At 69.7% G+C, this 12911-nt stretch carries 14 protein-coding genes; 9 read left to right on the top strand and 5 right to left on the bottom strand.

What is annotated here, in order from left to right; translation table 11 throughout:
• Positions 1-211 precede the first annotated feature (211 nt).
• Positions 212-2200, top strand: coding sequence for a TonB-dependent hemoglobin/transferrin/lactoferrin family receptor (locus EV655_RS02315; RefSeq protein WP_132541247.1), 1989 nt, complete (start codon positions 212-214; stop codon positions 2198-2200).
• A gap of 148 nt (positions 2201-2348) precedes the next feature.
• Here the strand turns inward: EV655_RS02315 and EV655_RS02320 are convergent, their stop codons facing one another.
• Positions 2349-2546 carry a hypothetical protein gene (locus tag EV655_RS02320; protein ID WP_132541250.1) on the bottom strand — a complete coding sequence of 66 codons (198 nt, stop codon included), beginning with the start codon at positions 2544-2546 and terminating at the stop codon, positions 2349-2351.
• Between the two features lie 524 nt (positions 2547-3070).
• Here EV655_RS02320 and hutW point away from each other — a divergent pair.
• From hutW to EV655_RS02345, 5 genes are all read left to right on the top strand, one after another.
• On the top strand, positions 3071-4468 hold the full coding sequence (gene hutW / locus EV655_RS02325; protein ID WP_132541253.1) for a heme anaerobic degradation radical SAM methyltransferase ChuW/HutW: 1398 nt from the start codon (positions 3071-3073) through the stop codon (positions 4466-4468).
• Positions 4465-4983, top strand: a complete 519-nt coding sequence (gene hutX, locus EV655_RS02330) for a heme utilization cystosolic carrier protein HutX (protein WP_132541256.1) — start codon at positions 4465-4467, stop codon at positions 4981-4983. Before hutW ends, hutX begins: the two co-directional genes overlap by 4 nt.
• Entirely contained in the window at positions 4980-5918 is a 939-nt protein-coding gene (locus tag EV655_RS02335) for an SDR family oxidoreductase (protein ID WP_132541260.1), read from the top strand. Before hutX ends, EV655_RS02335 begins: the two co-directional genes overlap by 4 nt.
• Before the next feature lie 184 nt (positions 5919-6102).
• Positions 6103-6240, top strand: a complete 138-nt coding sequence (hemP, locus tag EV655_RS02340; RefSeq protein WP_132541262.1) for a hemin uptake protein HemP — start codon at positions 6103-6105, stop codon at positions 6238-6240.
• Entirely contained in the window at positions 6237-6449 is a 213-nt protein-coding gene (locus EV655_RS02345) for a hypothetical protein (RefSeq protein WP_132541265.1), read from the top strand. The genes hemP and EV655_RS02345 overlap by 4 nt, the downstream gene beginning before the upstream one ends.
• 270 nt (positions 6450-6719) lie before the next feature.
• On the opposite strand, the gene EV655_RS02355 is transcribed toward EV655_RS02345, so the two are convergent.
• The 4 genes from EV655_RS02355 to EV655_RS02370 are packed head-to-tail and all read right to left on the bottom strand — an operon-like array spanning position 6720 to position 10461.
• Complete coding sequence (locus tag EV655_RS02355) at positions 6720-7508, bottom strand: heme ABC transporter ATP-binding protein (RefSeq protein ID WP_132541267.1); 789 nt, start codon at positions 7506-7508, stop codon at positions 6720-6722.
• Positions 7509-7512: 4 nt separating this feature from the next.
• Complete coding sequence (locus tag EV655_RS02360; protein WP_132541270.1) at positions 7513-8580, bottom strand: FecCD family ABC transporter permease; 1068 nt, start codon at positions 8578-8580, stop codon at positions 7513-7515.
• A gap of 4 nt (positions 8581-8584) precedes the next feature.
• Positions 8585-9409 (bottom strand): heme/hemin ABC transporter substrate-binding protein, encoded by an 825-nt coding sequence (locus EV655_RS02365; RefSeq protein ID WP_132541273.1) that lies wholly within the window; start codon positions 9407-9409, stop codon positions 8585-8587.
• On the bottom strand, positions 9406-10461 hold the full coding sequence (locus tag EV655_RS02370) for a hemin-degrading factor (protein ID WP_132541276.1): 1056 nt from the start codon (positions 10459-10461) through the stop codon (positions 9406-9408). Before EV655_RS02370 ends, EV655_RS02365 begins: the two co-directional genes overlap by 4 nt.
• A gap of 352 nt (positions 10462-10813) precedes the next feature.
• Here EV655_RS02370 and EV655_RS02375 point away from each other — a divergent pair, with 352 nt between their 5' ends.
• From EV655_RS02375 to EV655_RS02385, 3 genes are read left to right on the top strand one after another with little or no spacing between them, the layout of a single operon-like run.
• A complete protein-coding gene (locus EV655_RS02375; RefSeq protein WP_132541279.1) occupies positions 10814-11146 on the top strand; it encodes a hypothetical protein in 333 nt (110 codons plus the stop codon).
• Positions 11143-12357, top strand: coding sequence for a GTP-binding protein (locus EV655_RS02380; protein WP_132541282.1), 1215 nt, complete (start codon positions 11143-11145; stop codon positions 12355-12357). Before EV655_RS02375 ends, EV655_RS02380 begins: the two co-directional genes overlap by 4 nt.
• A complete protein-coding gene (locus EV655_RS02385; RefSeq protein ID WP_132541285.1) occupies positions 12354-12662 on the top strand; it encodes a DUF6525 family protein in 309 nt (102 codons plus the stop codon). The genes EV655_RS02380 and EV655_RS02385 overlap by 4 nt, the downstream gene beginning before the upstream one ends.
• Positions 12663-12911: the final 249 nt, after the last annotated feature.

Genomic DNA, 12911 nt, shown 5'->3' on the forward strand with positions numbered 1-12911 from the left:
GCCGGCCTCGGAGGTCTGCCGTGCAAAGGTCTCGGCGACCGCCGAGCGCAGCGGAGGCTATTCCATGCCTGCGACCAAGACCTCTCTTCGGCGGCGTTGACGACAGTCCGGATTACTTGACCTTTTCCATCAGATAAATTAGCGACGTTTTGTTCACACCGCGCCCCACCTGTCGGCAGGCACCGCGATCTCGTCCAGGACAGGGGGAAACATGCGTCGGACAGCCTTCTTCATCATTGCGACCACCGTCGCCGGCGGTGCCGCGGCCCAGGACACCGCGTTCGTTCTCGATCCGATCTTTCTGGACTCGGCTTTCCGGGATCAGCGCGCGATCCTCGATACGCCAATCTCGGCCAGCGTCCGGGACGGCGAGGCGCTGGAAAGCCGCCAGGCGGACGACATCCAGGAACTGATCGGCGACATTCCGGGCCTGTCGATCGACGGCGGCCCGCGCGGCATCTCGCAGGAACCGAACATCCGCGGCTTCCGCGACCAGCAGATCGTGCTGCGCTTCGACGGCGGACGGTTCAACTTCAGCCAGGGCCATCGCGGGCGGTTCTTCATCGACCCTGACCTGGTGCGCCGCGTCGAGGTGGTGCGCGGCGGCGGCTCGACGCTTTACGGATCGGGCGCGCTGGGCGGGGTGATCTCGTTCGAAACGGTCGACGCCGCCGACCTGCTGGCCCCCGACCGGACCACGGGGGCGCGGGTCAGGCTGGGCTATGGCTCGAACGGCGAGCAGGTGACCGGCTCGACCACTGTATTCGCCGATTGGGGGAACTGGGACGCGCTGCTGTTTCTCGGTGGACGGACCATGGGCAAGGACCTCGAGGCGGGGGGCGGCGGCGGCATCGCCTTTTCGCGGATCGACCAGGCGAGCGGCATGCTCAAGCTCGGCTTCGAACCGTCCGAGGACAGCCGGTTCGAATTCAGCCTCTCGGCCTTCGGCGACGAGGGGCAGACGGCGGCGAATTCCAACGGCGCCGTGACCGGGTCGAACCCGCTTGTCGATCGCGAGGCCGAAACGCAGAACCTGCGCCTGAGCTGGGACTATGCGCCGTCGGACTCGGACCTCGTCGATCTTTCGGTCCTGTTCTATGCCAACCGGCTGGACATCACCGAAGACCGTGTCGCCGCGCCCCGGCGGGACGAGACGCGCTATGACACGCTCGGCTTCGAGATCACGAACCGGTCGACATTCGACTTCGGCATGCCGGTCGATGTCGTCTATGGCTTCGAAGTGCTGCGCGACACCCAGGAGGGGGTGCGCGACGGGGCCCCGCGTCCGGCCTTTCCGGATGCCGAGGCCACCACCTACGGTGCCTTCGCCGAGGCCACGGCCGCGGTCGGCGCCCGCCTCGACCTGATCGCGGGGCTGCGCCTGGACAGCTATGAACGAAAGCCGGACGATCCCGCGCTGCGCGACGTGAGCGAGGACTTCGTCTCGCCACGGATCGGCTTCAGCTACCGGCCGAGCGACGCGTGGCAGATCTACGGCAACCTCGCGCGCGCCTTCCGCGCCCCGTCTCTGACCGAGCTTTACAACAGCGGGCTGCATTTCCCGGGCGGACCCGGCTTTCCGCCCGACAACTTCTTCGTGCCGAACCCGAACCTGGAGCCCGAGGAATCGACCCAGGTCGAGATCGGCGCGCGGTTCGAACGCGGCGGGGTCTGGCGCGCGGATGACCGGTTGGCCTTCTCGGTCAACGCCTACTACGCCGATGTGGACAACTACATCGAGCAGGTCGTGAACATCGTCGCCGGCACCACGAGTTTCGGCAATGTGAACGGCGCGTTGTGGGGCTTCGAGGCGGAGCTGGACTATGACGCCCGCACCTGGTTCATGGGCGCGGGACTCGGCCTCGCGCGGGGCCAGAACGACGACGGCGACTGGCTGGAGTCGATCCCGCAGGACCGGCTGACCGCCACTCTCGGACTGCGGCCGTGGGAAGGGTGGGAACTCGGTGCGCGCGCCACCTTCGCGGCCAGGCAGGACCGCGTGCCTGCGGCAGGCACGCCCGGCGACGGTTACGAGCTGCTCGATCTCTACGCGACATGGGCGCCGCAGAGCGGTGCCCTTGGTGGCATGGTGCTGCGGGCGGGCATCGATAACGTGTTCGACCGGAACTACACGATCTATCCCAACGGACTGGCGCAGACGGGCCGCAGCTTCGAGGTTTCGGCTACGTTCACGTTCTGACGCTGCGTTGGGACCACACAGGAAGGGGGCGGTGCATGGCACCGCCCCCTTCATCGTTCGATCCTGACCGAAGCTGGCTGGGGGCTTCGCGCGGCTAGCCGGCGGGTTGCACGGCTGGCTGCGAGCGGACCTGGCTGGCGTTCGTGCCTCAGGCGGCTTCGATGTCCTTCTCGAAATGGCCGCACCAGTCGTCGGACTTGACGGCCGGCCACAGGACATGGGCACCTGCCTCGGGCTGCGAGACCGGAGGGTTGAAGCGGCAGAGGTCGGCACCTTTCAGGGTCTTCGCGGTATTGGCCGCGTGAGCTTTGAAGAATGTGCAGCTCGCACACATGGTCGTGGACATCTGCAACCCCTTTGCGTGGGGTGGACGAGGTCAAGACCACACTGGTTTTCACCCCGCATGGCGATGGCCGAACCGGCGTGGAGGCATCGACCTCGGCGGCGGGCGACGAGGTGACCACTGCGGATTACCTTTCGTTTTCCGAGGATTGCATCGAACTCGACATCCAGAAGGCTTCGCGCTTCACGCTTGGCTGGGCCGAGCACGAAGTGACTCGGGGGATGGACGGCGATCAAACGGAAACGGATTACAGCCGCCGCGACGTGGTGCGGAACATCACCAAGGGCACCGTGACGGAAGGGCCAGGTCGAGTTAAACAGTCAACGACCTTCGCATGCGACACGCGTGCCCAGGGCGGCCTCTCCAGGCCGGGTCTTCGCATGTCAGCGCCCGGGGCTTTTCAAGCGCCCCGAAGCCTGATAGAAATTGTCGGAAATGAATGGCGACGCCCGACCGCCGCCATTCACCGTTCGCCAGGCCCCAGCTCTCCGCCCGGTCCCCTGTGCCCAAAGCCCAGAGACCCGCGCATGAACATACCGAGAGCCACAGGCGAGAACCGTCCGGACCACGTCGAAACCCATTTCGCCCGGGTTACCGCCGACCCGCTGGCCGATGCGTTCCCGGGGCGGATGGGGGCGCATGCAAGGGGCGGTGCCGTGCCGGTCCCCGACGCCGAGCGGCCCGCGCTGTGGGCACGGCTGTCGGAAACGCCGCGAACCGGGCCGTCGGTCGCTTATGTCCATGTCCCCTTCTGCGAAAACCACTGCCTGTTCTGCGGGTTCTACCAGAACCCCTGGCGGCGCGAGGCGGGCGCGCCCTATGTCGACGCGGTCCTCGCGCAGTTGGCCGCCGGGGCGGAAACGGCGGCCCAGCAGGGCCACCCGCTGAGGGCGGTCTATCTGGGCGGCGGCACGCCCACGGCGCTGGCCGCCCGCGACCTCGTCCGGCTGGTCGAGGGGCTGCGCCGTCATCTGCCGCTGGCGCCCGATTGCGAGATCACTCTGGAGGGCCGGATCGTCAGCTTCGGGCTGGAAAAGGCGCGCGCGGCCTTCGAGGCGGGCGTGAACCGCATGTCGCTGGGGGTGCAGACCTTCGACGACGGCGTGCGCCGCCGCATGGGGCGCAAGTCGACCCGGGCCGAGACGCTGCGCTTTCTCGAGGGGCTGGTGGCGCTCGACCGCGGCGCGGTGGTGATCGACCTGATCTACGGGCTGCCCGGGCAGGACCGCGCGACCTTCCGCGCGGATGTGCGGACCGCCGCGGCGCTGGGACTCGACGGGCTCGACCTCTACTCGCTCAAGGCCATTCCCGGCACGCCGCTTCTGATGGCGCAGGACAAGGGCAAACTGCGCCCCGCCGCGCCCACGGAACTGGGCCATTACTTTGCCGACGGGGCCGAAGAGATGGACCGGGCCGGCTGGGAAGCGATCTCCACCACCCATTGGCGGCACGGCACGCGCGAGCGCAGCATCTACAATTTCGAGGTCAAGGCCGGGGCTCAGTGCCTGGCCTTCGGCGCAGGCGCGGGGGGCAACCTGCACGGCCATGGCTACAGGCTGACGCCCGATCTGGGCGCCTACCGGGCCGGGGCAGGGCAGAGCGGCGCGGGGTTGGTCGCCGGATTGATGCGCCCCGCGCCGCTCGCCCCCGTCCACAACGCGATCAAGGCGGGGATGGAGCGCGGGCGGCTTGCCTTCGGGCCGGCGGACCGGGCGCTGGCCGCCTGCGGGGTCGCGGCCGGGTTCGAGGAGGTCGCCGCGCCGCTTCTGGCGCAATGGCAGCGCGCGGGGTTGCTGGCGACCCGCGCGGGTGCCGCCGACCTGACGCTCGCCGGCCGGTTCTGGCAGGTCGCCATGACCGCCCGTCTGATCGCCTGGACCGATGCCCGGGCCATCCATTCCACCACCGAGGAGATCCAAGCATGACCCCGACATCTGATCCTACGGCGGCAATTCGCGCCGATCTTGCCGCCCATCCCGGTTCCGCGCTCGAGGATATTGCCACCCGCACCGGCGCAAGCTTTGCCGAGGTTCTGGCCTGCCTGCCGATGGACGAGGCGGTTCTGGTGCCCGGCACCGCCTTCGAAGAGATCATGGCCGAGATCGCCCGCTGGGGCGAGATCACGCTGGTGATGAACACGGGCGATGTGATCCTCGAGGCGAAGGGCGATCTGCCCCCGGGCAGCGTGGCACAAGGCTTCTTCAACCTGCATGGAAAGCCCATCGGCGGGCATATCCGGGCGGGTGCCTGTGCGCAGGTGGCCTTCGTGGCGCGGTCGCTCTTCGGGATGGACACGCGCTCGGTGCAGTTCCTCGATGCGCAGGGCGGGTGCCTGTTCAAGATCTATCTCGGCCGGGACGCGAACCGCGCCCTGATCCCCGCGCAGGTCGCCGCCTTCGAGACGCTGCGCGACCGGCTGGCCGACCGGGTGCCAGCATGAGCGGGGCGCTGGCCGGGCGCCATATCTTCGTCTTCGGGGCGGGCTATGTCGGCGCCCGCGCCGCGGCTCTGATCCAGGCGCTGGGCGCGCGCGTCTCGGCCACCACCCGCGATCCGGTCCGCGCCGCCGATCTGTCCGGCAAGGGCATTGCCGCGCACCTCTTCGACGCCGGCCGGGCGCCGGATGCCGATACCTTGCGCGACTGGCTCGACGGAGTGACGGACCTGCTGGTGTCGATCCCGCCCGACAGCGCGGCCCCGCCCGAGGTTGCCTGTCCCGTGCTGGCCGCGCTCTTGTCCTCGGGCGTCGAATTGCCGGACCTGCGCTGGATCGGCTACCTGTCCTCGACCGGCGTCTACGGCGATTGCGGCGGCGCCTGGATCGACGAGACCCGGCCCCCGGCCGCGGCCACGCCGGACGCGCGCGGCCGGATCGGCGCGGAACTCGGCTGGCGCGCGTTCGCCCAGCCGCGCGGCATCCCGCTGGATATCCTCCGGATCGCCGGCATCTACGGCCCCGGCACGCGCAACGCACTGGCGCAGGTGCACTCGGGGCGGGCGCGGGCGGTGGTCAAGCCCGGGCAGGTGTTCAACCGCATCCACGTGGATGACATCTCCGGTGCGATCCTGGCCACGATGGGCCATCCGGACGGGACGCGGGTCACGAACCTCGCCGACGACCTGCCTGCCACGTCGGCCGAGGTGCTGGACCATGCGGCCGCGCTTCTGGGCCTGCCGAAGCCGCCGCGCGTGCCGCTTGAGGATGCGGGCCTGCCGCCGATGGCCGCCGCCTTCTGGGCCGAGAACCGCCGATTGCGCAACGACCGGCTGAAGGCGCTGCCCGGCTTCGCTCTGCGCCATCCGACCTATCGCGAGGGTCTGGCGGCGATACTGGCCGCCGAGACGGCGGCCGCGGAGATGGCCGATGCGACGTGACGATGGGCAGGGAAACCGACCGGAGCCGGAACCGCGCCATGGGCGCCCGTGCGGTGGAGCGGCACGACATCTGGCGGGAGGTCCTGTCGGCCGAGGGAAACGGGCCGGCGCCGGGCGATGTGGGCCTGGAGCCGCTGCTGGACCGGATCGACAGGCGGGAGGCGGCGCGAGCCGGGCCGAAGCCATGCGCGAGGCCGCCGCGCTGCCGCTCCACGACGCCCGTATCCTCACGGGGGGCGGCATCACCGCGGTGATCGTGCTGGACGGGGTCGCCTATAGCCTGCGCATCACCCGCGCGGGCAAGCTGATCCTGACCAAATGAGCGCGCTGTCCCTCAGTCCTGGCGCCGCACCGGTCGCCATGCTCGCCGACCTGCCGCCGGTCGAGCGGGCGGCGATCCGCTGCCCGCGCGGCTGGGGGGCGAGCCCGAGGCCCGCGCGGCTGGGGGGCGAGCCCGAGGCCCGCGAAGAGGCGCTGGATATGGTGATGGACCTTGTCCTGACGCAGGGGCGACGACCGCTCGCGCGCTAAGCCCTCGCCCATTCAGAGGTCAGATATGACATGGGGGCCGAAACGACCAGCAAGACAGGCCGTTGACCCGGGCGGCCTGTCAACCGTGTCCGGCCGGGGTCATCGCCCGTGCACGGGCAAGGTGAAGCGCTGCCAGCGCAGTCCCAGGGCTGCCGGTGCGGCTGGAAACCGGCCCGCGCAGCGCAGGGCGGCCAAGGCCAGCGCGTCGAGTCGCGGGTTTCCCGACGACCGGCGAGGCGCGCCCCGAGGAGCGCGCCATCCCCGTCATCTTCATTCCGCCGCGACCTGCCCCGCCGCATGGGGCAGAAGGTAGGTTCCGCCCTCGGGCGGCGTGTTGACCCGGATCGGGCAGCGATAGGCGCGGCTGAGGGCCTCGTCGCGGAACACGTCTGCGGGCGTGCCCTGGGCCAGCACCCGGCCTTCGGCGAGCAGCGTGACCCGGTCGGCGAACATCGCCGTCAGGTTCAGGTCGTGCATCACCGTGACCACACCGCCGCCCTGGTCCGCGTAGTCGCGGGCGACCCGCATGACCTGCAACTGGTGGCCGATATCCAGGCTGGATACGGGTTCGTCGAGGAACAGCCAGCGCGGTTGCCCATGGGCGGTGGGGCGCCAGACCTGCGCCAGAACGCGGGCAAGCTGCACGCGCTGCTGCTCGCCGCCGGAAAGCTCCTGGAAGTAACGGCCCTCGAACCCCGCGAGCCCGACACGCGCCAGCGCCTTGGGGACAAGGTCGGCCTCGGCCGCCTCGATCCCGCCCATCAGGCCCAGTCGCACCACCTCGGCGGCGGTGAACGGAAAGGCCAGCGGCGTGGCCTGCGGCAGCACCGCCCGGAGGCCCGCGAGCACCCAGGGGCGAAGGGAGGACAGGTCCTGGCCGTTCAGCCGGACCCGTCCTTCCTGGGAGAGATCGCCCGTGAGTGCTCGCAGGAGCGTCGTCTTGCCCGATCCGTTCGGGCCGACGATGGCGGTCAGTTCGCCCGGTCGGGCGCGGAAATCGACCCCGTGCAGGATCTCGCGCCGGCCAAGGCGAACGGTGATGTCGGTGGCCTCCAGCATGGGCCTACAGGTCCAGCACGCCGCGCCGGCGCAGCAGGATCCACAGGAAGACCGGCCCGCCGAGCACCGCGGTGACAATGCCGATGGGCAGTTCGGCGGGGGCGATCACGATGCGGGCGATCACATCGGCCAGGATCAGCAACGCCGCGCCCAGAAGGGCCGCGTTCACCAGCAGATAGCGATGATCGGGCCCCGTCGCGAGGCGCAACAGATGCGGCACAACGATCCCGATGAAGCCGATCCCGCCCGACACGGCCACCGCCGCCCCGGTGGCGCCCGCGACGGTCAGGATCGCCACGGTCTTGAGCCGCTGGACCGGGATGCCGATGTGGAACGCCGCGGCCTCGCCCAGCGCGAGCCCGTTCAGGCCGCGGGCCAGCATCGGGGCGCAAAGAAGCGCCAGAGCCATCAGGGGCGCGGCCGCGGCGAGCTTGGCCCAGGTGGCGCCCGCGAGCGAACCAAGCCCCCAGAAAGTCAGGTCGCGCAACTGCGCGTCATCGGCCATGTAGACGAGGATGCCCGACAGCGCCCCGGCCAGCGCCCCCAGCGCGATGCCCCCGAGCAGCATGGTGGCAACCGAGGTCCGCCCCCGGCGCGTGGCGATACCGTAAAGCACCAGCGTCGAGGCCCAGCCGCCAAGGAACGCGGCCACCGGCACCGCATAATAGCCAAGCGCCGCCGCCAGCCCCGCAGGCCAGAACCCGCCCAGCACGATGGCCGAGATCGCGCCCAGCCCCGCGCCCGCGCTGACGCCCACGAGCCCCGGATCGGCCAGCGGGTTGCGAAACAGCCCCTGCATGACCGCGCCCGAGACCGCCAGCGAGGCGCCCACCAGCGCCCCCATGGCAAGCCGCGGCAGCCGGATCTCGAACAGCACCACCCGGTCGGCCAGCGCCACCTCGCGCCCCGCCAGCAGGTCGGCCAGAACCGTCCAGGGCGACGTGCCCGCGGCACCGGTGGTCAGGCCGCAGGCGGCCACCGTCAGCAAGACCAGCGCCAGAAGGACCGTGGTCCGGCGTGCATGCCCGGCACGGTCCCACGCGGCCGCCGTGTCGGGGGAGATGGCGACCATCGCCTCAACTCCCTGCCCGGGCCAGCGCGTCCGAAAGATCGCGCACCGCCTGGGCCGTGCGCGGGCCGAAGCCCAGCAGGTAGAGCCCGTCCATCTGCACCAGCGCGCGGGCCACGGCGGCCGGTGTGGTGCGGATCGCGGGATGGGACAGCACCTGGTCCGACATGTCCTCCGCCCCCTCGCGCGCCATCATCAGAATCACTTCGGGCGCGGCACGGGTCACGGCCTCATCGGTCAGCGGCTTGTAGCCCTCGAATTCCGCGACCGCATTCTCGCCACCGGCAAGGCGAATGATCCCGTCGGCCGCGGTGTTTCGCCCGGCGGCCAGGATGCGCCCGCCCTGAACCGACATCACGAACATCACGCGGGGATGCGGCCCCCGGGCGGCCTGTCCCGTTGCCGCATCCAGCGCCGCGCCCACGTCGGCCGCGAGCGCCGCGCCCTTGTCGGGCACGCCGAGTGCGGCGGCCACGGCGGCGATCTTGGCCAGCACCGCATTACGGTCATGGCCATCAGGAACCTCCACGAACGGGATCGCCGCGGCGCGGAGCAGGTCCACCGTTTCGGGCGGGCCGGCGCCATCCTCGGCAAGGATCATGTCCGGGTCCACCGACAGAACGCCCTCGGGCGACAGACGCCGGGCGTAGCCGATATCGGGCAACTCGCGCACCGCGGGCGGAAAGGTTGAGGTCGTGTCGCGCGCGACCAGCCTTTCGCCTTCGCCCAGGGCAACGACGATCTCGGTGACCGCGCCGCCGACCGACACGATCCGGTCCGCAGCCAGCGCCGGACCTGCGAGGACCAGTGTCGCGAGAAGGGCGCGGATCATGCCGTGACCTCCTGCGGCAGGCTCGGCAGGGACGCCACCAGATCGTCCCAGGCCGCGGTGTGATCCACCTCGCCCACCCGCATGCCGAAGGCCTGCAGGATCAGCCCGCCGCTGGCGTCGAATGCCTCGACCGAGACGGCGGGGCCGCGCTTCGTCGGCTTGGTCACCGCCCAGACCTCGGCCACATGATCGCCGCGCAGGTGCAGGTTGAAGGCGGGATCGAGGATGTTGAGCCACGGGCCCGTCGGCTTGACGGTTTCGGCCGGGCCGCCATGGATCTCGATGCAGCCGCGGTTGCCGACGAACAGCATGAAGGGCAGTCCCGCACCGGCGAGCGCGTCCAGCAGCCCCGCCATGCAGCCGGTATCAAGCGGGCGCACGTAGGGCGCCCCCGCGATGCGGTAGGCGCCCAGGCGGTTCATCTTGAGCTTGCGCACCATCAGCAGGAACTGGTGGGTGTCGGTCAGCCGGTCCCATTCGGAGCGCAGGCGCTCGGCCTTCGCCGGGCCGGATATCGCCGGCTCGACCGGCTCGCGCCGGGCCAGCGTCAGGTGGTCGGACTGGTCCTCCAGCCGCAGGCGCCCGACCAGGTCGGCCCATTCCGCATCGCGAGCCGACTCGTGCAGGTAGACCTTGTGCACCGCGTCCCCGGCGGCATCGAAGATCTGGATCGACCGGCGCAGCCCGCCACCCTTTTCCTCTTCGACGGCGAAGCCGTGGACCCAGTGCTTCGGGAAAATGCGCAGGTCGATGGCGGGGCTCAGCACCATCGCGGCATGTGCGCCCGGCGTATAGGCGCCATAGGTGCCGGTCTTCTCGATCACCGCGCTGTCATTGCGGGTCAGCGCCATCGCCTCGCCAAAGCCGGGCAGCCCCGGCATCAGCGTATCCGGATGCGCCGCGATCCGGGTGACGGCGCGGCCCGTTTCAGCAGCCAGAACCTCGGCCTCGCTCACGCCGAGACTGTCGGCCAGATCGCGCGTGCGCATCGTCGATTTCTCAAGCCGGACGGCCCTGATCCGTTCCGGCGAAACCGCCTTGCCTTCTCCCATGGGAGGCTCCTTTCGCTGCGGGTGTCATGGAATGCGCCTGGCTGGCCGGGGCTGTCCCGGGCTCGCTGGATCGCGGGGCCGTTCGCGCGGCCGTCAATGTTGACAGAAACTATCAGAATAATCCGACAATGCAAGCCTGTCCTGCCCCCTTGAAACGGGGTTTCAAGCCGTTCGTGGGAGTGCGCCTTGGCGTTCGCGTGGACGGCGCCCGCGGATGCGGGCGGCCGGAAGACCCCGTCGTCCGGGCGTGGGGAAGAAGCGAAGAAGTCGCTTGAACAAGATATGTTATAAGATAACATCTTTTGACCCGCCCAGGGTTCGATCCGTAAACGCCCTTAACCAGGATACAGCCATGACCTCATCCGACGACATCACCCATGCAGAGCACCTGAAACAGGAGCAGGACCATTTCCGCTGGCGCCAGCAGCACCTGGAGGCGCTGGCCACGCTCAGGCGGGCCGAGGCGGCGCTGATGCTGCACGAGGCCCGGATCGTGGCGCATCAGGCAGAGATCGCCCGGCATCAGGAACAGATCGCGCATGGCACGGCCCATGCCCCGGCCGTTGACGCGGGCGAACATGCCCGGATGGCCCACGACCACGCCCATGGGGCCGAACACCACGCCGGGCTTCTGGATGCCATCAAGGCCGTCGCAGCGCATCTGGATGGGGGCGAGAAGCCATGACCGCCGCCGCGAAACTCCCCGTGACGGTTCTGTCGGGCTTCCTCGGTGCCGGCAAGACGACGCTTCTGAACCATGTCCTGAACAATCGCGACGGCCGCCGGGTGGCGGTGATCGTCAACGACATGTCCGAGGTCAACATCGATGCCGACCTGGTGCGGGCGGGCAGCGAGCTGTCGCGCGGCGAGGAAAAGCTGGTCGAGATGACGAACGGCTGCATCTGCTGCACGCTGCGCGACGACCTGCTGGTCGAGGTGCGCCGCCTCGCGGATGAAGGTCGCTTCGACTACCTGCTGATCGAGTCCACGGGCGTGTCCGAACCGCTGCCCGTGGCCGCCACCTTCGAGTTCCGCGACGAGGACGGCCGATCGCTGTCGGACGTGGCCGAGCTTGACACGATGGTGACGGTGGTCGATGCCGCGCACCTCTTGCGCGACTTCTCCAGCCGGGACTTCCTGAAGGACCGGGGCGAAGACCTGGGCCCCGAGGATGAACGCACGCTGGTCACCCTGCTGACCGAGCAGATCGAGTTCGCCGACGTGATCGTGCTGAACAAGGTGTCCTCGGCCACGCCCGAAGACCTGACCGCCGCCCGCGCGATCCTGCGCGCGCTGAATGCGGATGCGAAGATCATCGAGACCGATCGCGGGCGCGTCGACGCGGCCGAGATCATGGGCACGGGTCGGTTCAGCTTCGAGGCCGCGCATCGCCACCCGACCTGGGCGCAGGAGCTTTACGGCTTTGCCGACCATGTTCCCGAGGACACGGAATATGGCATCACCAGCTTCGTCTACCGCGCCGAACGGCCCTTCGATCCGGTACGGCTGGCCGAGTTCTTCGACACGCCGCTGCCCGGCGTGATCCGCGCCAAGGGGCATTTCTGGATCGCGACGCGGCCGCATTGGGCGGGCGAATTCTCGATGGCGGGATCGGCGGTCGAGGTGAAGGCGCTGGGCCTCTGGTGGGCCGCGGTGCCCGAGAAGCACTGGCCGCCGGAAGAGCGCGAGCGCATGGCAGAGCGGGTCGCGGGCGAGTTCGGCGACCGGAGGCAGGAGATGGTCTTCATCGGCACGCTGGGTACTATGAACAGGGACCGGATCACCGCGATGCTCGACCGTTGCCTGGTACCGGAAACCCGGTTCGAGCCCGACCGTTGGGCGCGCCTGCCCGATCCGTTCCCGCAATGGGGCCGGGCCATGGAACCCGCCGAATGACAGGTCGTGCGTCGAACCGCGGGGCAACGACATTGAAGCTGCGGCGCCGCGCCACCGATCCGATGCGCGACTACGATCGCCTGCCCCTGGAGCTGCGCACCTGGCTCGCCCAGGCCGCGCGGCCCTGGAGCCCGATCTCGGTGCGCCGGGCCTTCGCGCGCGCCCTGGCCGCCAAGGGCGACCGTGCTCAGGCGCTGGCCGAACTGGATCGGCTGGAGGCGCACAGGATCGCGCGGGATGCCTTGGGCCTCTGGGGCAGGTCTCACCCAGCCGCACTTGACCATTTGGCGAACTCCCGCTCTTGATTGGCCCAAGCGTTCGCGTCCCAAACCGCGGTCGAGATCCTGTCCGGACGCCCTCTGCGCCTCGCAGGTTATCGGTGTGGTGCGCGGCATCAAGGAATGAAGCGGATCCCCGCCGATCGTCTGCTTTCGAGAGATGGCCCGTGAAACCTCGCGCCTTCAGCAGAGTGGGCGCTGCACCCTGAACGAATGTCCCAAAAGGGCTGGACCTCCGACATCTGATGATTTCCGTCGGATATCCGCACGCCCCCG

This window comes from Rhodovulum euryhalinum (genome assembly GCF_004342445.1).
Classification (GTDB): domain Bacteria; phylum Pseudomonadota; class Alphaproteobacteria; order Rhodobacterales; family Rhodobacteraceae; genus Rhodovulum; species Rhodovulum euryhalinum.

What these genes read in the sequence shown, in the direction of transcription:
- EV655_RS02360 (WP_132541270.1), bottom strand. Translation starts at nt 8,580, where the DNA reads ATGGTCGCCATCTCCCCCGACACGGCGGCCGCGTGGGACCGTGCCGGG.
- EV655_RS02385 (WP_132541285.1), top strand. Translation starts at nt 12,354, where the DNA reads ATGACAGGTCGTGCGTCGAACCGCGGGGCAACGACATTGAAGCTGCGG.
- EV655_RS02320 (WP_132541250.1), bottom strand. Translation starts at nt 2,546, where the DNA reads ATGTCCACGACCATGTGTGCGAGCTGCACATTCTTCAAAGCTCACGCG.
- hemP (WP_132541262.1), top strand. Translation starts at nt 6,103, where the DNA reads ATGCGCGAGGCCGCCGCGCTGCCGCTCCACGACGCCCGTATCCTCACG.
- hutW (WP_132541253.1), top strand. Translation starts at nt 3,071, where the DNA reads ATGAACATACCGAGAGCCACAGGCGAGAACCGTCCGGACCACGTCGAA.
- EV655_RS02335 (WP_132541260.1), top strand. Translation starts at nt 4,980, where the DNA reads ATGAGCGGGGCGCTGGCCGGGCGCCATATCTTCGTCTTCGGGGCGGGC.
- EV655_RS02375 (WP_132541279.1), top strand. Translation starts at nt 10,814, where the DNA reads ATGACCTCATCCGACGACATCACCCATGCAGAGCACCTGAAACAGGAG.
- EV655_RS02365 (WP_132541273.1), bottom strand. Translation starts at nt 9,409, where the DNA reads ATGATCCGCGCCCTTCTCGCGACACTGGTCCTCGCAGGTCCGGCGCTG.
- hutX (WP_132541256.1), top strand. Translation starts at nt 4,465, where the DNA reads ATGACCCCGACATCTGATCCTACGGCGGCAATTCGCGCCGATCTTGCC.
- EV655_RS02370 (WP_132541276.1), bottom strand. Translation starts at nt 10,461, where the DNA reads ATGGGAGAAGGCAAGGCGGTTTCGCCGGAACGGATCAGGGCCGTCCGG.
- EV655_RS02380 (WP_132541282.1), top strand. Translation starts at nt 11,143, where the DNA reads ATGACCGCCGCCGCGAAACTCCCCGTGACGGTTCTGTCGGGCTTCCTC.
- EV655_RS02345 (WP_132541265.1), top strand. Translation starts at nt 6,237, where the DNA reads ATGAGCGCGCTGTCCCTCAGTCCTGGCGCCGCACCGGTCGCCATGCTC.
- EV655_RS02355 (WP_132541267.1), bottom strand. Translation starts at nt 7,508, where the DNA reads ATGCTGGAGGCCACCGACATCACCGTTCGCCTTGGCCGGCGCGAGATC.
- EV655_RS02315 (WP_132541247.1), top strand. Translation starts at nt 212, where the DNA reads ATGCGTCGGACAGCCTTCTTCATCATTGCGACCACCGTCGCCGGCGGT.